The organism is Paenibacillus sp. PastM-3 (assembly GCF_029893965.1).
Taxonomy (GTDB): Bacteria; Bacillota; Bacilli; order Paenibacillales; family Paenibacillaceae; genus Paenibacillus_AQ.
In genome coordinates, this window is the sequence record NZ_JARXXP010000023.1 from 1 (window position 1) to 18,360 (window position 18,360).

The window sequence follows — 18,360 nt, forward strand, 5'->3', positions numbered from 1 at the left end:
TAAGTGAATAAGCGATTCCAAATCCATTTTAAAAATTGGTTGTAGCTGGGGTAGAATTCGTGCGGCCTTTTTAGGTAGAAGGGTAATGAACTACTTCTGGTTTTCTCTGATTGATCTGATGTTAGATTCTTTGCAAGTGTACTGGCTTGGATGGCTGAGTTAAGCCTGACTTCGCATAAAAAGAGGGACTTTCCAGCCGGAAGCTGGAGAAGTCCCTCTTTATTATTATATTGTTAGCTAAAGAAACCTGTAACTAGACGATGGTCTGACCGACACTTGCGTATCCTGCCACGGTAGTAGCTACGTCAAGGCCTGCTGTAACACCGGCCGAGAAGACCATCAGCAGCCGTTCGCTGCGGTAACCGGGATACTGAGCCCGGAGGTAAGCCCGCTGCTAATGGTGCCTATAGCGACGACACCAGTCAGTGGCGGCGCTAAGGTAACCAGTGCATCCGGTACAGCGGTAAACGTATTGTTAGGCGTTGTCGAACGGAATAATTGAGCTGTTATAGTTACTGTAGAGCCTACCTGAGCCACTGAAGCCGTGGTGCTAAAGTATGCGGCCAATGAAGTAATTGTACCCGTACGCGGCACGGAGAAGGCAAAGTTGAGCAGCGTAACTGCAGCACCTGTGAGGTCAATGACACCGCCAGTGATGGTAACTCCAGTAGCACTGTTGCCAAAACCGACCAAGCTGGATGTATTAAGTAGACCTCCCAGTACAGTGGTCAGTGCAGCCGGAAGACCCGATGCATACGGAATGATCGTTCCCGTCACTCCCGTCACCCCGGTCGCTCCCGCCAACCCAGTCGCTCCCGTAACCCCGGTCGCTCCCGCCAATCCAGTCACTCCCGTCACCCCGGTCGCTCCAGCTAACCCCGCCGCTCCCGTCACCCCGGTCGCACCAGTGACCCCGATCACCTCGTCCAGCAGCTCAGCTGAAATAAGACGGTGGGCGGTTACGAGTTGACCTGTACTGTCTTTCCCCCATAAAGAGCTTTGGATGGGGTCATCCGGCGGACTCGTAGGCGTAATGAACAAGAATTCAAAACCATCCAAATCCGCATAGTAGGTAGTCGTTATCACCAGGTTGGGACCCACATTCAGAGCCTCGCTGACATACAGGTTTCTAACACCACCAAACAGGTAAAAACCCTGAACAGATACGGTAGATGCCGTACTGCTGCTGCGGTTATCTACACGGAGCGTTACTTGAGTAGTGGTCTTGTGCCGGCAACCATATTATTTTCAATCGGTCCGGTAGATAATAAACTCATCTGCGCAGCTCTTCTTTTCTATGAAATTTGTAATTAATCCATGACTTCATGAGAGACTTCACAGTGGGCTTCCACCAGTTGACTGCCAGCCTGCTTGCCCCACACGGAAATGCCCAGATCAGCCTCCATAATCTCTCCGGTTGTAAAGACAAACTCATAGCCATCCATATCTGCAAAATACTCCCGGACACAGGATTATTTTCGATCGGTCCAGCTGATAATATCGCCATCCTGTTGTATTCCTACCTTCCATTTCTCCCATCAATGAAATTAACCTTTGATTCTAGCGGCCCTTCTAATGAACCGCACAATATATTAATATTCCTGTACAGGCTGCATTCACCAAAATCTTCAAATCCGCATACGCTGTTCCATGGAGAGAATGCCTTTCGTGCTGCTGCTTTACTGAACGATCGAGATGGAAGAAGGGAGACCTATGGCCCCTCCTGGCAAAGGAAAAAAGACTAGTGTCAAGAAACAGCCGGCAAACCCAAAAGCCCAAAGCCCGAAGGGTCTCGAGTTCGCGGTTGCAGCGCTTTTGCTGACCGGCAAGCTTAGGGTGGATTCGATTCAGATGTTTACTGATGCATCCCTGGTGGTCGGCCTGGTCGGCAAATATAAAACATTAAGTAATCTAAGCCAGAATAACGTGGATAAGCTGGTCAGCTTTCTGGACGATAACAGCAGCCTGACTTTGAACGAAATCATGACCGCCCTGAAACAAAAAGCGGATAACACATAAGGAATACTGCCAGGTAAGGGGGGAACTTCGCTAATGGGAAAAGCAGATTTTGACGGGGAGGAATTCGCCGGCGGGCTTTTGCTCGTCATTGTGATTGCACTGCTGATCTACGGCTCCACAGACATTAAAACCCTCACCGCAGCACCTGCCTCGGATTAAACTTTTTCCTAAAAAACCAGCCGTTCTCCCTCCCGCCTCTTGCTTTCTTCCGGAAATTCGCTATACTTGAAAAAAATCATACGAAATCGATGAACGGGACAGTAGTGTGTTGGACCCTAGTCTCAGCGAGCCGGGAATGGTGGAAACCGGTACAGAGCCAATGCATGAAGCGCACCCGGGAGATGGACTTCTGAACGAACAGTAGGAAGCCCCGGCTGAAGACCGTTAACTTGTGAGTGGCTGAACCCATGGTTCAGCAACGAGAGTGGTACCGCGAGCGCTAATCAAGCCTTCGTCTCTTTTAGGAGATGAGGGCTTTTTCTTATGCAAAAAGGTTACCCTTCATCGATGCTGAAGCCACTCTGCCAATATAGGAGGTCAAATTCATGTTAAGCCAACTTATCAAAAACAGCCTGGAGCAAAGCGTCCGGCAGGTGTTCACAGCTCTGGGTGCAGCAGTTACGGAGCTTCCCTCTGTTGTCCTCGAGCAGCCTGCCAATCCCGATTTCGGGGACTATTCCAGTAATATTGCCATGCAGCTGGCCAAAGTACTGCATAAGGCACCTATGGCTATCGCAGAGCTGATAACAACAGAAATAAGTCAATCAGGCGGTTTAAACGGACTTTTTCGCAAAATCGATATTGCCGCGCCAGGCTTCATTAATCTATATATCGACTGGCAGGAGTGGGCCGGACGCAGCTTTGAACTGCCGGGGGCCGCAGGGGAAAAAGTGATCATCGAGCATACCAGTGTCAATCCAAATAAGTCCATGCATATTGGCCATCTGAGAAACTCCTGTATCGGGGATGCACTGGTGCGTATTTTGCGGAAAACCGGGTACAGCGTTGAGGTGCATAACTATGTGGATGATCTCGGCAATCAGCTGGCAGATACGGTGGTCGGGCTGCTGAATGTGCCCCTGGCGGGTGATCATGTCCGTTTTGGCGATTACTGCTGGGACATTTATGCCGGTGTGAACAAAGAATATGCGCTGCATCCGGAGAGTGTGCACAAGCGGACGGATATCCTTCATGCGCTGGAAGAAGGCCACGGCAATACCGCCTGGCTGGGCAGCCTTGTCGCCGAACGGATTGTGCGGGAGCATGTCGCGGAGATGAAGGGTTTTGGCATCGGCTATGACCTGCTGGTCTGGGAGAGCAGCATTCTGAAGGAAGGCTTCTGGGCATCGGCTTTTGCGCTGCTGAAGCAGACAGAGGTGTTCGTGCAGGAAACAGAGGGCAAGCTGGCGGGCTGCTGGATTCTCAAACAGGCTGCGGAGGAGCCGTCAGGGGCAGATGCCGATGAGCATCACAAGGATAAGGTGCTGGTACGCTCGAACGGGATTTTAACCTATACAGCCAAGGATATCGCCTACCATCTCTGGAAATTCGGACTGCTGGATAAGGATTTCAGCTACAGCGAATTTAACGCCGGACTTTGGACTACGGGGCTGAGCGGGGAAAGGCTGGCTTTTGGCAGCGCTGACCGGGTGGTTAATGTGATCGACTACAGACAGGAATATCCGCAGGCGATGGTCAAGCAGGCACTTGAAGTACTGGGATATACGGAGCAGGCCGGTAAGCTTCATCATGTAAGCTATGGCGTGGTTTCACTCAGTCCGGCTTCTGCAGCAGAGCTTGGCATCGACATCTCCGAGGGCAAAGCATCCTACGCCATGTCCGGCCGCCAGGGCATCGGCATCAAAGTTACCGAGCTGGTACAGCTGATGGAGAACACAATTGACGCTACCCGTTCTGACAAAAGCGGCCTTCCTAGCCGGCTCATCGCCACCGCTGCCATCCGTTATTATCTGCTGCGGTTTAATCTGGGAACGGAGATTATTTTCGACTTCAAGCAGGCAACCGAGATTTCCGGCAACACAGGCGTGTACCTGATGTACACCTATGCGCGTGCAGGCAGTGTGCTCAGTAAAGCCGGGGCTCCGGCAGCAGAGGCTGAGCTCAATGCGGAGATGACCTACCCTTCTGCGGAAAAAGCCAACCTTAATGCGGAGATGACCAGTTCTTCTGCGGAAATAGCTAACCTTAATGCGGAGATGACCAGTTCTTCTGCGGAAATAGCTAACCCTTCAGCGGAGCAAACGGATGCCCTTCCCGTCTTCCCGGCGATACTGCAAAAAGCTGAGCTCGCTCTGCTGAGGCATCTGAGCAACTGGCAGGACACGCTCTACAGCGCAAGCGTTCAGCTGACGCCGAATACAATCTGCAACTACGCGCATACGCTGGCGTCGCTGTTCAACAATTTTTACTCGGCCTGTCCGATTCTGAAAGGCGAGATTGAATCCGTGGCCTTCCGTCTCTGGCTCACGTTAAGATTCCGGGACACACTCGGCGAAGTGCTGGAGGTACTCGGATTGCCGCAGCCGGAACGGATGTAGCCGCCGGAATTACTGTTGTTATAACTTCCCCCGCTCCCGCCGTTGCGAAACGGGCGCTAACGATGCCGATGCTCCAACGTCCCACAGCTTGGGGTTCTCATCTCCCCGGAACGCAGAAACAGCCTCCCGAAGGAAGGCTGTTTCTTGTGTTACGTCCCGGAAGGGATTCGAACCCCCGACCGTGCGCTTAGAAGGCGCATGCTCTATCCAGCTGAGCTACCGGGACATATGAAGTGTAGATTTTATATACTATGTATTAACGCAACGTTATCTATTATAACGCATTGAAATATTTTTTCAAGGCTGCACGCCAAAAAAATATTCTGCCCCCGGCAGCGGGTGCCACGGCGCTGTTCACCGCACACACTCCCTCCATCCGCCGCCGGAGCAGTGGCCGCATTACAGCATCAGATCATCAGCGCCGCTTCAGCGACACTTGCCGGAAATGCTCACCCAGCTGCTTTTTCAGATGGCCGAAGATCAGCAGCTCACGCTGGAATTTGGAGCGTTCATCCTCGGGGCTCATGACAGGACTTCCGGTGAACGCGCTGACTGTCACGTCCTCGAAGGCATTGTGCATATTATTATCAAACCAGTCGGTTTGGGTGTCTGCATCATTCGTCAGGATGCGTACAATTTCGTAGCCTTCCTCATGCTGGTCTTCCACAATATACACTAAAAGCGCGGAATCTCCTACAGCTCCCGGCAATACGCCAACCTCGGCACATGGAGCACCGTCATATTCAGTCATTCTGCGGATCTTAGCGTCTTTAATGTAATACACTTGTCATCATCCCTCCTGGCAAATTTTCCACTACCCTAGTGTTCGGATAAGGACATACATTTTATCCCTTCAATCGGCATATATCTGTATTACTTGGCAAAAAAGAAACAAGTGATTACACCTGCTTTTCAAGGGAGCCCCGCTTCCGGAGCAGTAGCATCGCACAAAGAGAGGATGAACACCATGTGCGGAATAACCGGTTTTATCGAGTGGCGCGGTGACCTTACCCAGCACTCGCAGCTGCTCGTAAAAATGACTGAAACCTTATCCAACCGCGGACCGGATGCCGCCGGAACGTGGATTTCAGGCCCTTGTGCCCTCGGACACCGCAGACTTAGCGTTATTGATCCTGAGAACGGCGCACAGCCGATGATCGCCCGCCAGGACGAGAATGTCTATGCGCTTGTTTATAACGGCGAGCTTTATAATGCAGGTGAGCTCAAAACAGAACTCAAACAGCGCGGACACCATTTTCTGACCCAGTGTGATACTGAGGTTCTGCTGCACGCCTACATGGAGTGGGGGCCGGACTGCACCGGGAAGCTGAACGGGATTTTTGCTTTTGCCGTCTGGGACAGCGTGCGCGAGCATCTGTTTCTGGCCCGTGACCGGCTTGGCGTAAAACCGCTGTTCTACAGCCATGTGGACGATGTGTTTGTCTTTGGCTCCGAGCCCAAAGCGCTGCTGCAGCATCCCAAGGTTCAGCCGAAGGTCGGACCGGAAGGACTCGCGGAGATTTTCATCGTCGGTCCGGCCCGCACTCCGGGACAGGGTGTATACAAAGATATATTCGAGCTTCGCCCGGGTCATGCCATGATTTATAGCCGCAGCGGCATCCGCAAGTATGCTTACTGGGAATTGGAGAGCTATACCCACACTGATACGATCGATGAAACTGCCGCCAGAGTGCGTGAATTGCTGCAGGATACGCTTGAACGCCAGCTCGTCTCAGACGTTCCAGTCTGCTCCCTGCTGTCCGGAGGGCTCGACTCCAGTGCCCTGACCGCACTCGCCGTGAATTATTACAACCGCAGCGGCCAGGGACAGGTAGACACCTACTCGGTCGATTATGTTGATAACGACAAGCATTTCAAAAGCCATTCCTTCCAGCCCGGCGCAGACGGCCCGTGGATTAAGCGGATGGTGGATGAGCTGAAGACCAATCACCATTATGTCACTTTTGATACACCTGAGCTGGTGGCAGCGCTGGATAACGCCCTCTACTCGCGTGACCTGCCGGGGATGACCGATGTGGATTCGTCACTGTATTTATTTTGCCGGGAGATTAAAAAGAATGCGACGGTTGCCATTTCCGGCGAAGCGGCGGACGAAATTTTTGGCGGATACCCCTGGTTTCACCGTGAAGAGGCTCTTTCCTCAGGAACCTTCCCGTGGTCGGTAGCCCCCAAAATGCGTGCAGGTCTATTGTCGCCCGAAGTCCGCGAATGGATACGTCCGCTGGAATATTTAGGCGACCGATACAGTGACGCCGTGGCTGAAGTTCCGAGGCTTGACGGTGAAACCGGCAAACAGGCGCAGATGCGAGTAATGTCCTACCTCAATATCACCCGGTTTATGCCTACGCTGCTGGACCGCAAGGACCGGATGAGCATGGGTGTCGGGCTCGAGGTACGCGTTCCCTATTGCGATCACCGGCTGGTGCAGTACGTGTTCAACATTCCCTGGGAGATCAAAACTGTCGGCAACCGGGAAAAAGGCATTCTCCGCAAAGCGCTGGAGGGTGTGCTGCCGGATGATGTGCTCTACCGTAAAAAAAGCCCCTACCCCAAAACCCATAATCCTGCCTATCTGAACGCCGTACGTACACAGATGCTGAATATTCTGGACGATCACTCTGCTCCAATCCTGCCACTGATCGATCCGGCCAAAATCCGCGAGATCGCCGCATCACCGGAATCCTCCAGTAACCTGCCCTGGTTCGGCCAGCTGATGTCCGGCCCGCAGCTGTTTGCCTATCTCGCCCAGGTGAATCTCTGGCTGCAGAAGTATAATGTATCCATCGGCTAAGCCGTGATCATTCCCATAGCAGGGCGGGCCTAAAACCTCTACAACTATAGATAAACATATCTTAGTCAAGGGGGGATTAACCCTGATGCCGGCCTCTGCAAAACCGTCCGTATGGTCTTCAGCCAAACTGGTTCCCTTCCTTATCGTATCCCTTGGCTTCACCTGGCTGTGCTGGCTGCCGCTGCTGCTCAACAAGCAGTTTGCAGCCGGCCTTCCTGTGCTTCCCGGGCAATTCTACCTGGGTTCCTTCGGCCCGCTGCTCGGAACGCTCTGCTGCCTTATCCTGCCTGGAGGAGACAGCTTTACCGAGTGGTTTAAAACAGCCTTTGCCTTTTCTTTTCCCAAAAAGTGGCTGGTGCTGTCCGCCGGATTGCCTTTGGCTTATGGAGTTGCAGCTGTACTGGTTCACACCCTGGTCACGGGAAAAGCGCCTGATCTGCACAGCTTCGGCCTGACCTCGGACCTTCCGACGCAGTTCAATCTCTGGACTACCTCACTGGTATGGATGGTGACCTTCGGGATCGGTGAAGAGAGCGGCTGGCGCGGATATCTGCTCCCGGCTCTGCATAAGCGGTATTCTCTGAATACTTCTGCCTTGCTGGTGGCCCTGATCTGGATGGCTTGGCATCTGCCGGCCTTCTGGTTCAATGAAAGCTATCTCGGCATGGGCCCCGGGGTAATCGGCTGGGCGATCAGCCTGGCATACGGCTCTGTAGTGCTGGCCTGGATCTGTGCCGGGAGCCGCTGGAGTATTATTCCCGTTATCGTCTGGCACGGCATCTTCGATCTGCTGACTGCCAGCGACCAGGCGGCAGAGGTTATGGCTATGGTATGCAGCATGCTCGTTATCCTCCACGGCATTTTGCTGATGCGGATACTGGGCAGACGCCATCGTCCACCGGGCGGCGTTTAGGCCTCGGCCATGCGGGCACCGCGGGCGAATTCAAGGGCATTTTTGCCCTTCATTTTGCCGTTTCGGGCTGCGCGTCAAGGCATCCAGCAGACTCAGGGCCTCTTCTTGTTTGCCACAAGCACAGCGCGCCCCTTTATTAGCAGCATCCCCCGGCAACTTAAGGTGAAGCACAAATAGAGCAAGCCGCGTACGTTCCTGTACATGCGGCCTGCTCTTCGCTTTGGCTGCCCCTCTATTCTTCTTTATCCTGCGCTCTATATCATCATTTATCCTCTTCCTAAATTTACCTCAACCCTCTTAGAAATTGAAGTTATCCGGATCCGGTCCGAAGCGGTGATTCTGGTTCAGGTCCTCAATTGCCTTGACATCGTCGTCACTTAAAGTGAAGTCGAAGAAGCCGGCATTCTCTACAATCCGCTCGGCATGCACCGACTTGGGAATTGTAATGACACCCTGCTGCAGATCCCAGCGCAGGACAATCTGTGCGACTGTCTTGCCGTGTCTTTCCGCAATTTCCTTCAGGAGCGGAATGTCCAGGTTGCCCTGCATCAGCGGGCTCCAGGCCTCCACCTGAATATCATGCGCTTTGGCGAATTTCAGCACCTCACGCTGGGTCAGCAGCGGATGGAATTCAATCTGGTTAACGGCAGGAACCACGCCGGTATCGTCAATGATATCCTGCAGATGATGCACCTGGAAGTTGCTGACGCCGATGGATTTGACAAGCCCCTCCTTCTGCAGGTGGATCAGCGCCTTCCAGGTATCCCGGTACTTGCCGGCTACCGGCCAGTGGATCAGGTACAGGTCGATGACATCCAGCCCAAGCTTCTTGCGGCTTACCTCAAAAGCCTTTAGCGTCGATTCATACCCCTGGTCAGGGTTACGCACCTTGGTCGTGATGAACAGCTCGTCCCGCGGCACCCCGCATTCGCGGATCGCTTGTCCGACGCCTTCTTCATTATTGTATCCGGCAGCCGTGTCAATGCTGCGGTATCCCGTTTCAACCGCCGTTTTCACCGCACGGATGACTTCTTCGCCGTCCTTGGTCTGCCATACGCCAAGGCCCAGCCACGGCATGGTTGCTCCGTCATTCAGCGTAGGTCCGCCGGAAAATGGTCCATTTAATTCGCTCATTGTTACCCCTCCAAGCTCTATTGGTGTGATCAAGCTTCTATAACCTCAAAAATGGCTGAGTAATCAGCCGGATTCAACAAGATTATAACAGATTGCGGTAGCGCTACCAAAAGTGCAGTCCCGGAGTGTTCAGAAACCTGCCGCTTACAGTGTGGCCGGCAGTAACAGCACAACCAAAAAAAAGCGTCCGCCGCAACCGCAGCAGACGCTTCTTAATTATTTCTCGATCAGCTTGAAATCATCAAAGCTGAATTCCGGGGATACGATGCAGGAGACCAGCACCGGCTCATCGCCGAGGTTCCGTGCCGCCTGCCAGACGCCTGCCGGAATAACGACCTGAGGCTGCTGCCCGGCCAATACATCGGCGCCGAGTACGACCTCCGTTACATTCTCCGGCTGCTCGCCGCTGCCGCCCAGGCTCAGGACAATCGGACTGCCGGAGTGCCACAGCCAGATTTCATCGGACAGCACCGTGTGCCACTCCGAGGTTTCACCAGGATGAAGCAGGAAGTAAATCGAGGAAGCCGAGGCTCTCGCTCCCGAATAGTTGCTGCCGAGTGTTTCCTGGGGGATTTCAAAGGATGAGTTCCAGAGTCTCTTGTACCATCCGCCTTCAACGTGGGGCTCCAGGCCCAGCGCTGCTACCAGCGGGGATATTTCTTTTTGCGTCACAGTATCTTCTCCTTAAAGTATCGCCGCATAAATAAGCAACCACTTAGATTTAGGTTTGCTTTTACTTTAACGGAATGTGCCGCAATTGTAAAACCTGCCGCCGCTGCTTACTTGCCGTCTTTGCCCGCCTTGAACACCTCGGCGATCGCACCGAGTGAGCCCAGCGCCTCAACGGTGCTGCTCGGCAGGAACACCTTGTTGGCCGGCCCCTTGGAGATTTCGGTCAGCGCATCAAAGGACTGATAGGCCAGCACCCGTTCATCCAGCCCTGCAGTGCTGATCAGCTGAATCCGTGCCTTCTCGGCTTCGGCTACAGCCTGAATAGCCTTGGCCTGACCAAGCGCTTCGAGCTCCTGCGCCTGCCGCAGGCCTTCCGCCTGACGGATCCGCGCTTCCTTATCCCCTTCAGCCTTGAGGATCTTACTCTGCTTGTCGCCTTCCGCGCGCAGGATCATATCCTGCTTGGCAGCTTCCGCCTCAAGCACAATCGCACGCTTGCTGCGTTCCGCCTTCATCTGCTTATCCATCGCTTCCTGGATATCGAGCGGCGGCTTGATATCAATAACCTCGACGCGCTCGATCCGCACGCCCCATTTCTCGGTCGCTTCATCCAGGGCCAGACGGATATCGGCAGAGATTTTTTCACGGCCGGACAGGGTTTCATCCAGCTCCAGCTTCCCGATAATCTGCCGCATCGTTGCCGTGGAGATATTGCGTACCCCGTAGACATAATCGGAAATGCCGTAAGTTGCCTGTTCCGGGCCGACCACCTGGTAGAAGATAATCGTATCAATCTGCACCTGCACGTTATCCTTCGTAATTACGGTCTGCGGGGGCACATTGGCCTGCTGAATCCGCAGATCATGATACGTCCGCACCTGATCAATGACCGGGATCAGAATGTTCAGCCCCGGCGTAAGCAGACGGTTGAATTTCCCGAGCCGTTCGACAACGCCGACACGCTGCTGGGGAACGATTTTGATCGTCAGTGCGACAAATACAACAACGACTGCAACAATAATCCCGATAATGATCCATGAATCCATCAGCTAAAACCCTCCCATCGTTCTACTTCGATAATTGTGGAGCTTCTGCGGATGACTCTGACTAACTCATCTTTGGCCAGCACCTGGCCGGATACTGCACTCCAGGTATCACCGCCGACCTTAACCTGCCCGTAACGCCCCGGCTCCACCGGCTCCGCCACAATCCCCTGACGCCCGATAATTTCGGTACCCATATCCTTGAAACCGCGTGAGTGCCTGAACCGGGCAACCAGCGGCTTCGAGAACACAGTCAGCAGAACCGTTACCACCGCACCGGCCAGCACCTGCAGCAGAACCGCCTCAGGCCAGACAAGCGATACGAGCAGCGCTGCCACAGCCCCGATAGTAAGCCAGAATAAATAAAAAGTAAGCGTAAACATTTCAATCACAAGCAGAACACCGGCCGCGACTAACCATAGCACCCATGCAACCATAGGTGACCTCACCACCTTCCGCTATATACTACTTATAAACGAATAAAACGGCAGTGCGTTGCATCATTTTCCCTGACCGGGACAAAAACAGGCATTTTTAGTATATTTCAATGGGTGGGAGGTTATGAATAAATCTTTTCCCCATCCTGACAGCACTTGACGCCCATGCCAAAAAGCCTGCAGAGAAGCTGTTCTTCTCCGCAGGCTATTGATACTGCCGCTTAAGCTGCTGTTACTTCAGCTTCCAGAGGGCAGGCGTAGTGGCCGGTTCCCAGCCGGCAAGCGAGGTGTGAGCCTGCTGGCAGATATACAACTGTCCATTATAGGACACCGTATCCCCTGCCTTATAAGCGATGCCTGCTGCCCAAGCATTGGCACCGGGAGTAGCCGTAGCAGAAGGAGTAACAGTCGGCGTTGGCAAGACCGTTGGCACAGGAGTAGCCGAGGCTGTCGGTGCAGGCGTTGGCGTTGCTGGCGTATTGCCGCAGACACCGATGACCTTCCACGCGCCATAAGCGCCGCTCAGATCCGGACGGTCACCCTGGGTCCACCACTTGGCTTCGTAGACGTAGCCGCCATAGGAAACCTGCTGGCCCTGCGTGTATATACCGGTTGAAGTCCAGGCAGGCGCGGTACATTGACCCGGTGTTGCTGTAGGCGTCGGCGCTACCGTGGCGGTTGGCGCCGGAGTAGCACTTGGTTTCGGTGTGGCAGTTGGCGCCGGAGTTGCTGTAGCGGTCGGAGCTGGCGTTGTGCTTGGTTTCGGCGTTGCTGTAGGTGTGGCGGTTGGCGCAGGTGTCGGCGGCACTGTCGCAGTTGGCGTCGGCGTCGGAATCACTCCGCCCCCAAGCTCGGCACTGAGCTTGGTCTGCAGTGTCCGGTTGCGGTCGCCGCTTGTCTCCCAGAACATGGCTCCGGCCAGTCCCTTAGACTTCAGGTAGCTTATTTTGTAGCCAATGGATTCTGCATCATCGTAGCTGATATAGGTCTGGGTCGACGGATTATACAGGTAAGGCACCTTGGCGGTATTGTTCCAATAACGGGTGTAGCCGTTTTTATTGATATAATTGGCTTCAAGATCATAGAAGTCATAATTGCCCTTTTCCCAGGTGCCTGTTGAGGAAATACCGGCGGATACCTGGTACTGCCCGTTGCCCGCAGCCGGTGCTCCGCCCCAGCCGCGGCCGTAGAACGGCATTCCCAGCACCAGCTTACTTGCGGGAACTCCTGCCCCCAGATAGTTGGTAACCGCCTTGTCGATATTATAATTTGCCGGCTCAGTCAGTCCGGTGGATGCGGTGGCAGGATCATAATACAGCGGGGCATTATGTCCGGTCGTCGTATTCCAGCTTCCGTTGAAATCGTAGGTCATAATGTTGATCCAGTCTACGACCGCTGCGATCCCGCTCAGGTTATTGTTCTGGACGTAAGCCGGGCTGGCGCCGGAGGCGATGGTCAGCAGGTAGGTTTTACCGTCGGCGGTACCGGCCGCGTTCAGCTTTTCGCGTATTTTTTGCAGCAGCAGCACATAATTCTGTTTATCCTCAGGACGGTAGCTGTTGCCGGCCAAACCTCCGCTCACCGGATATTCCCAGTCCAGATCGACGCCGTCCATCTTGTATTTACGGATGAAATCAACAGCCGAATTGGCGAACACCTCACGGGTAGCTGCTGTTGCCGCCACATCCGAGAAGCGGTTCGACCAGGTCCAGCCGCCGACAGAGATCATGGTCTTCAGGTTGGGATTTTTCTCCTTGAGCTTCCACAGCTGCTTCAGATTGCCTTTGATCGGGTCATCCCATTTGTCATCCCCGAAGCTTTTCTGGGCATCAATCCACGGATCACCTAGCACAATGGTACCGTTCGGCACACTGATGGCCTGACCCTGCTCGTTTTGACAGGTCCAGGTGACCGGATTTGGCCCGGTCGGGTCCGGATTGCCGTGCACCCCGTTCCAGCAGATGTCGGCAAACGCGTAGTTGATTACATTCATTTTGGTGGCATCGATATCTGCTACATTAAAAGCCCGACCGTAAGCAGCCCAGGACGCATAATAACCGACTATCTTATAATTATTGCCTTCGGCATTTGCCGTTTTGACGCTGCCGCCGAGCGCGGCAAACAGTGTAATAAACAAAGCAGCCGCCAGCCCCAGCGCAACCGTCTTCCGCGATTTCTTGTTCAGCATGCAAGTGTTACCTCCCCGGTATAGTCTCACAGCAATGCCTTTCACCAGCAAAGAATCAGCGGCCGTATTCGGACCTCAGCGGTTATCCGTCTGCAAGCCCGGTTAAGCCCAGCACTCACCCCGCTTCCCGGTTCTGGATTCACCCTCACTCTGCGTTTCTAGCAATGTTACGGCTGTCTGTTAATAGATTGGTAATGGAAAAACGCACGCACAAAGCTGCCCTTCGGGCTGTTCCTTTGCCTGTAAAGCTATGAATCTGAGGGCTCATGAAAATGTTGTTGGGATAAAAGGTGTCAGGTAGGGGAATGGTGGGGAGGTTAAGCAGCAGATACTTGGATATTTCTGACATCATTAAGAGATGAAGGTAATTCTAATTTTCAGGCATCACAGCCCGATCCGCCAGGGGGAAATTTCTGTAATGAGGGGATAAAATCATCTTATGCTCAAAAACAGCCACTGCTTAGTATTGCAATTGGAGTTTATTTTTGGAGGAAAAGCACTTTATAAAAAAGCAAAAAAGACCCTGCCCGCCTATTTGGCGAACAGAGTCTTCCTTGCGTATCCATCGTATGCGAAACCTACCCGTTATTGCCCTGCTTCGCGGCCAGCTTATCCGTCAGCAGGCGGAGCGCCGTTCCGCGGTGGCTGATCTTCTGCTTCTCTTCAAGCGTCAGCTCCGCCATCGTCTTCTCATACTCCGGAAGATAAAAAAGCGGATCATACCCGAATCCCCCGGCGCCCGCAGGCTCTGAGGTAATCCAGCCCTCCACTGTCCCCTCTGCAGTCAGCTCTGATCCGTCCGCCGGATCATAAAGTGATAACGCACAGACAAAACGGGCCGTGCTGAGCAGTGGCTGGCCGGTGTCCTCGCCCTGCTTCATCCGCTCCAGCTCACTCAGCAGCTTGAGATTGTTCTCCTGATCCTGTGCCCCCTCGCCGGCATAACGGGCGGAGTATACTCCAGGCTTGCCGTCCAGCACATCGACGCACAGGCCGGAATCATCGGCCAGAACGGGCAGGCCGAGGGCCTCGCCGACTGCCTTTGATTTTTTGAGCGCATTCTCGGCAAAGGTGATGCCGTCCTCCACTACATCCGGCAGCTCCGGGTAGTCGAACATGCTCTTGACAGTCAGGCCGAGCGGTGCAAAAGCATGCTGGAACTCGCGCACCTTGCCTTTGTTCTTCGTCGCAACAATCAGGATGCCGCCGCTGTTACTCATGCTACACCTCTTGGCCGGGCTGGCCGGAAGGAATTTTGAGCGCAATCGGGCCAAGCACTTCCTTTTGCACAGCGATCAGTTCATAGATGCCTTTCTCCCCGAGACCCAGCAGCTCATCCAGCTCCTGGCGGGTGAACGGACGCTCTTCACCGGTACCCTGCAGCTCCACAAAAGCGCCGCCTCCGGTCATCACTACATTCATATCGACCTTCGCCTTGGAATCTTCTTCATAGTTCAGGTCCAGCAGTGCCTTGTCCCCGACAACACCGACACTGATAGCCGCCAGATAGTCTGTAATCGGGAATACGGCCAGTTTGTGCTGGAGGGCGATTTTGTTAATGGCAAAGGCCATTGCCACAAAAGCTCCCGTAATCGAAGCTGTCCGCGTACCGCCGTCTGCCTGGATGACGTCGCAGTCCAGCGTAATGCTGCGCTCGCCGAGCGCCTGCAAATTTACTACAGAGCGAAGCGCACGCCCGATCAGCCGCTGGATCTCCATCGTCCGTCCGGTCAGCTTGCCGCGTGCGGCTTCACGCTGGTTGCGTGTCTGGGTTGCCCGGGGCAGCATCGAATATTCGGCGGTTACCCAGCCCTTGCCCTGTCCCTTCAGAAACGGCGGAACCTTCTCGTCTACTGTAGCCGTCACAATAACCTTTGTGTCGCCCATTTCAATCAGTACAGAGCCCTCTGCATATTTATTAGTTTGGGTTGTAATCGTAAGCGGCCGGAGCTGGTCGCTGTTACGCCCGTTTGATCTTGTCATAGTCTGCCTCCTGCATCTTGAGTAGCTAAAGTTAACGCGTCCGCCAAGCGGAGTCAATTTCTGGACTTTGCGCGCGAAACGGATAACACCCGGGAGGGCATTATCCGTCTTTTGCTTAGCAAACTTTATTCTACCAAAGAGAAAGCACAAAAGCATCTTTTGCCCCGGTCAAAATCTTTTACAGCGCCAGCGCGTTCACATACTCCGGTGCGGACACGGGCTGCCCATAGTTGACATTATTCGTTCCGGTGACCGTCTCCTGGCCGTTCAGGCGGATCTGCACCGGAGCATCATCCGCATTTTGCGCTACAGTAAGCACTACGGATTCCAGCATTTCCGCCGGAACATTCTGTGCATCTTCAAACATATCATCGGTCAGCGATACGGTCACTACGCCGTTCTGGCCGGCCTCCACCGAGTCGATTGCGGTTCCTCCGGTCATCACCATCTCCAGGCCGTCTGCCGATTCCGGACCGGCAATCAGCTCGTTCAGTGCTGCCTTTACCCGGTCCTCTCCGGCGGGTACAAAGCGCGTAACCGGAACATAATACTGTTGAGTGCCGTCAGGCGTTGCTGCGGAAAAATAAACAGTGACTGCAGTAGAGTTCATCAGCACCGGTCCGTTACGCGGCAGATTGATCCCAAAGGAACGGGACAGCGGGTGGTCCAAAGGTGTGCCTTGGAGCGGCATTTCGGTCAGCTTTTTGCCGTCCACCCACAGCTGTACGCCCTCAATGCCTTCCTGTCCGGTCAGAGTCCAGGTAATGGCTTCAAGAATCGTCCGTTCATCAGCCGGCTTGTATTCGTTAAATACAGAGTTGAACTCAACCACAGCAATTTTGTTCTTGTCTATAGAGACATTCTGCACTTCGGTTCCGGCGGGCAGTATGCCGCTGAAGCCTTCCGGTACAGTGGAAGCATAGGCTCCCTGGCTGACCAGTGCGGTGAGCGAGTCCTTCAGCATTGCGTTACTGTCTCCCTCCGGAAGCTTCAGCGCTACCGGGGCCAGGAGACCGTTGCTGTCCTGAAGGTAGACTGTGGTCCGCTCTCCGGGAGCGATAGCTTCTTGCTGCCTTGTGCCCGCTGCAGCTCCTGTATCCTCTGCCACCGGTCCGAACACTCCTGTATCTAGCGTGGTGTTGCCGCTGATCTCCAGCATCTGCGCTTCGATCTCCTCCGGCGGCGGATCAACCGCTGCCGACTCCGAGCCGAATAGGCCGCAGCCGGACAGCAGAATCGGAACCGTGAGCAGGCAAGCCGCAGACAGACCGCGGACTTTTGTCATATGTTTCATTAATCATTGCCCCTTTCAACTACTAGGATCAGTTTGTACTGCTATGTATACGAGCCCTCTCCGCAAAAAATAACAACGGCTTATCCTTAAATTTGGACAACGCACGGGGGCAGCAGCGGGACTGGTTGCGGATGCGGTCGGACTCGTGGCTTGGTTAAGAGTAGATGCTGACTTGAGTGAAGAGCAATTGAGTAAATCAAAGGCATTTTTGCCTTTGATTTCGGCCCCGGCGGGCGGGCAAGCTCCCTCAGTAGACAAGTTTAAGGAATCCTGTGTACTTACCTTGTTGGCAATAACACTAAGATGCGTCCGTTGTCCGCTGCTGAGGTAATAAAGTTATAAGGCTGAGTCCAGCCTACTCCTACAATGAGGTGACTATCATGAATAAAATTAAAGGTCCTTACAGCCTTAACAGTAAAGCAGTTGCAGAAGCAACCAGACACTGGATGCAGGAACGCGGCGTAACAGTGAATGAAATTGCTGAGCTTGTTATGTTTTTGCAGCAGAAGTACTATCCTACGCTAACTATGGAGGAATGTGTCCACAACGTCGAAATGGTGCTCAGTAAACGCGAGGTGCAGAACGCCGTGCTCACAGGAATCCAGCTGGATGTGCTGGCAGAGGAAGGCAAGCTGTTCACCCCCCTTCAGGATATGATCGAAAATGATGAAGGCCTGTACGGCGTAGATGAAATTCTGGCCTTCTCCATTGTGAACGTATATGGCAGCATCGGGTTCACCAATTACGGTTACGTAGATAAGCTGAAGCCCGGAGTTCTTGAGCGGCTGAATGATAAAAGCACGGGCCAGGTACATACTTACCTGGATGATATTGTCGGCGCAATCGCTGCAGCGGCCAGCAGCCGTATCGCCCATCGCAAACAGGCAGAACGCGAGCAGGAGCTTGGACTCCCGCACGCGCCGGAGGATGTGGAAGAAGCCGCCAGAAAATCTGCAGCCGAGGACCAATTGGAGTAGTCTCTGCTGCTTCTATATCCGGGCGCTGCTGGCTATAGGGTCCCAAAGGCAGGGCAACCGCACGATAGGATCAAATAAATAACGATATCCTTAGCGCTTATCTGACGAGAACTATAGCTTCACAACAAATGAGGCAGCCGGTCATAACATTGGCTGCCTTCACTATGCTTATTAGCAGGAAAGTTCCAGGCTTTTATCGAACACAATGGGTACTGAAAAAATTATGAATCACCCAGCCCCCACCAAAAAAATATTACAGGTGCAATGGCCGGAGTTACAGCAGCTTAAGCTGCCCCACTCAACAGACGATCGTACTCTAGTATCTATACA

General features: G+C 53.7%; 17 protein-coding genes, 1 tRNA gene and 1 other annotated feature. Of the genes, 6 read left to right on the top strand and 12 right to left on the bottom strand.

The window, feature by feature from the left end:
* Window positions 1-339: 339 nt before the first annotated feature.
* Both M2108_RS24215 and M2108_RS24220 read right to left on the bottom strand, forming a co-directional pair.
* The gene (locus M2108_RS24215) at window positions 340-1,101 is read right to left on the bottom strand and encodes an exosporium glycoprotein BclB-related protein (protein ID WP_346780599.1); all 762 of its coding nucleotides are present in this window, start codon (window positions 1,099-1,101) and stop codon (window positions 340-342) included.
* 209 nt (window positions 1,102-1,310) lie between these two features.
* The gene (locus tag M2108_RS24220) at window positions 1,311-1,445 is read right to left on the bottom strand and encodes a hypothetical protein (protein WP_277471965.1); all 135 of its coding nucleotides are present in this window, start codon (window positions 1,443-1,445) and stop codon (window positions 1,311-1,313) included.
* Window positions 1,446-1,713: 268 nt separating this feature from the next.
* Between M2108_RS24220 and M2108_RS24225 the strand changes: the two genes are divergently transcribed.
* The 3 genes from M2108_RS24225 (at window position 1,714) to M2108_RS24235 (ending at window position 4,577) form a co-directional block, all read left to right on the top strand.
* A complete protein-coding gene (locus tag M2108_RS24225; protein WP_277547399.1) occupies window positions 1,714-2,019 on the top strand; it encodes a hypothetical protein in 306 nt (101 codons plus the stop codon).
* Window positions 2,020-2,052: 33 nt separating this feature from the next.
* Complete coding sequence (locus M2108_RS24230; RefSeq protein ID WP_277471967.1) at window positions 2,053-2,178, top strand: hypothetical protein; 126 nt, start codon at window positions 2,053-2,055, stop codon at window positions 2,176-2,178.
* A gap of 80 nt (window positions 2,179-2,258) precedes the next feature.
* Window positions 2,259-2,481 (top strand) — a binding site (T-box leader).
* An 83-nt stretch (window positions 2,482-2,564) separates the two neighbouring features.
* A complete protein-coding gene (locus M2108_RS24235) occupies window positions 2,565-4,577 on the top strand; it encodes an arginine--tRNA ligase (protein WP_277471968.1) in 2,013 nt (670 codons plus the stop codon).
* 152 nt (window positions 4,578-4,729) lie between these two features.
* On the opposite strand, the gene M2108_RS24240 is transcribed toward M2108_RS24235, so the two are convergent.
* Both M2108_RS24240 and M2108_RS24245 read right to left on the bottom strand, forming a co-directional pair.
* Window positions 4,730-4,803 (bottom strand) — tRNA-Arg (locus M2108_RS24240).
* Between the two features lie 189 nt (window positions 4,804-4,992).
* Window positions 4,993-5,361: a hypothetical protein gene (locus M2108_RS24245; RefSeq protein WP_277471969.1), complete on the bottom strand. Its 369-nt coding sequence runs from the start codon at window positions 5,359-5,361 to the stop codon at window positions 4,993-4,995.
* A gap of 183 nt (window positions 5,362-5,544) precedes the next feature.
* On the opposite strand from M2108_RS24245, the gene asnB reads away from it, so the two are divergent.
* Together asnB and M2108_RS24255 are read left to right on the top strand one after the other, a co-directional pair.
* A complete protein-coding gene (gene asnB / locus M2108_RS24250; RefSeq protein WP_277471970.1) occupies window positions 5,545-7,389 on the top strand; it encodes an asparagine synthase (glutamine-hydrolyzing) in 1,845 nt (614 codons plus the stop codon).
* Between the two features lie 85 nt (window positions 7,390-7,474).
* A complete protein-coding gene (locus tag M2108_RS24255; protein ID WP_277471971.1) occupies window positions 7,475-8,302 on the top strand; it encodes a CPBP family intramembrane glutamic endopeptidase in 828 nt (275 codons plus the stop codon).
* Window positions 8,303-8,599: 297 nt separating this feature from the next.
* On the opposite strand, the gene M2108_RS24260 is transcribed toward M2108_RS24255, so the two are convergent.
* The 8 genes from M2108_RS24260 to M2108_RS24295 all read right to left on the bottom strand — a co-directional run bounded on the left by M2108_RS24260 (window position 8,600) and on the right by M2108_RS24295 (window position 17,053).
* Window positions 8,600-9,436, bottom strand: a complete 837-nt coding sequence (locus tag M2108_RS24260) for an aldo/keto reductase (RefSeq protein WP_277471972.1) — start codon at window positions 9,434-9,436, stop codon at window positions 8,600-8,602.
* Window positions 9,437-9,652: 216 nt separating this feature from the next.
* Window positions 9,653-10,108 carry a cupin domain-containing protein gene (locus tag M2108_RS24265; RefSeq protein ID WP_221803112.1) on the bottom strand — a complete coding sequence of 152 codons (456 nt, stop codon included), beginning with the start codon at window positions 10,106-10,108 and terminating at the stop codon, window positions 9,653-9,655.
* Window positions 10,109-10,215: 107 nt separating this feature from the next.
* Window positions 10,216-11,154: an SPFH domain-containing protein gene (locus M2108_RS24270; RefSeq protein WP_090714863.1), complete on the bottom strand. Its 939-nt coding sequence runs from the start codon at window positions 11,152-11,154 to the stop codon at window positions 10,216-10,218.
* Window positions 11,154-11,588, bottom strand: coding sequence for an NfeD family protein (locus tag M2108_RS24275; RefSeq protein WP_277471973.1), 435 nt, complete (start codon window positions 11,586-11,588; stop codon window positions 11,154-11,156). The genes M2108_RS24270 and M2108_RS24275 overlap by 1 nt, the downstream gene beginning before the upstream one ends.
* A gap of 232 nt (window positions 11,589-11,820) precedes the next feature.
* Window positions 11,821-13,776, bottom strand: coding sequence for a glycosyl hydrolase family 18 protein (locus M2108_RS24280; protein WP_277471975.1), 1,956 nt, complete (start codon window positions 13,774-13,776; stop codon window positions 11,821-11,823).
* A 578-nt stretch (window positions 13,777-14,354) separates the two neighbouring features.
* Window positions 14,355-14,996: an XTP/dITP diphosphatase gene (locus M2108_RS24285; protein ID WP_277471976.1), complete on the bottom strand. Its 642-nt coding sequence runs from the start codon at window positions 14,994-14,996 to the stop codon at window positions 14,355-14,357.
* 1 nt (window position 14,997) lies between these two features.
* Entirely contained in the window at window positions 14,998-15,759 is a 762-nt protein-coding gene (gene rph, locus M2108_RS24290) for a ribonuclease PH (RefSeq protein WP_068723360.1), read from the bottom strand.
* 178 nt (window positions 15,760-15,937) lie between these two features.
* Window positions 15,938-17,053, bottom strand: coding sequence for a GerMN domain-containing protein (locus M2108_RS24295; RefSeq protein WP_277471977.1), 1,116 nt, complete (start codon window positions 17,051-17,053; stop codon window positions 15,938-15,940).
* Window positions 17,054-17,433: 380 nt separating this feature from the next.
* Between M2108_RS24295 and M2108_RS24300 the strand changes: the two genes are divergently transcribed.
* Complete coding sequence (locus M2108_RS24300; protein ID WP_277471978.1) at window positions 17,434-18,030, top strand: phosphatidylglycerophosphatase A family protein; 597 nt, start codon at window positions 17,434-17,436, stop codon at window positions 18,028-18,030.
* The last annotated feature ends 330 nt before the right edge of the window (window positions 18,031-18,360 follow it).

Excerpts from the sequence above, each read along its gene's own strand:
- M2108_RS24220 (WP_277471965.1), bottom strand. The coding sequence starts at position 1,445 with ATGGATGGCTATGAGTTTGTCTTTACAACCGGAGAGATTATGGAGGCT.
- M2108_RS24225 (WP_277547399.1), top strand. The coding sequence starts at position 1,714 with ATGGCCCCTCCTGGCAAAGGAAAAAAGACTAGTGTCAAGAAACAGCCG.
- M2108_RS24230 (WP_277471967.1), top strand. The coding sequence starts at position 2,053 with ATGGGAAAAGCAGATTTTGACGGGGAGGAATTCGCCGGCGGGCTTTTG.
- M2108_RS24235 (WP_277471968.1), top strand. The coding sequence starts at position 2,565 with ATGTTAAGCCAACTTATCAAAAACAGCCTGGAGCAAAGCGTCCGGCAG.
- asnB (WP_277471970.1), top strand. The coding sequence starts at position 5,545 with ATGTGCGGAATAACCGGTTTTATCGAGTGGCGCGGTGACCTTACCCAG.
- M2108_RS24255 (WP_277471971.1), top strand. The coding sequence starts at position 7,475 with ATGCCGGCCTCTGCAAAACCGTCCGTATGGTCTTCAGCCAAACTGGTT.
- M2108_RS24260 (WP_277471972.1), bottom strand. The coding sequence starts at position 9,436 with ATGAGCGAATTAAATGGACCATTTTCCGGCGGACCTACGCTGAATGAC.
- M2108_RS24270 (WP_090714863.1), bottom strand. The coding sequence starts at position 11,154 with ATGGATTCATGGATCATTATCGGGATTATTGTTGCAGTCGTTGTTGTA.
- M2108_RS24275 (WP_277471973.1), bottom strand. The coding sequence starts at position 11,588 with ATGGTTGCATGGGTGCTATGGTTAGTCGCGGCCGGTGTTCTGCTTGTG.
- M2108_RS24280 (WP_277471975.1), bottom strand. The coding sequence starts at position 13,776 with ATGCTGAACAAGAAATCGCGGAAGACGGTTGCGCTGGGGCTGGCGGCT.
- M2108_RS24285 (WP_277471976.1), bottom strand. The coding sequence starts at position 14,996 with ATGAGTAACAGCGGCGGCATCCTGATTGTTGCGACGAAGAACAAAGGC.
- rph (WP_068723360.1), bottom strand. The coding sequence starts at position 15,759 with ATGACAAGATCAAACGGGCGTAACAGCGACCAGCTCCGGCCGCTTACG.
- M2108_RS24295 (WP_277471977.1), bottom strand. The coding sequence starts at position 17,053 with ATGAAACATATGACAAAAGTCCGCGGTCTGTCTGCGGCTTGCCTGCTC.
- M2108_RS24300 (WP_277471978.1), top strand. The coding sequence starts at position 17,434 with ATGAATAAAATTAAAGGTCCTTACAGCCTTAACAGTAAAGCAGTTGCA.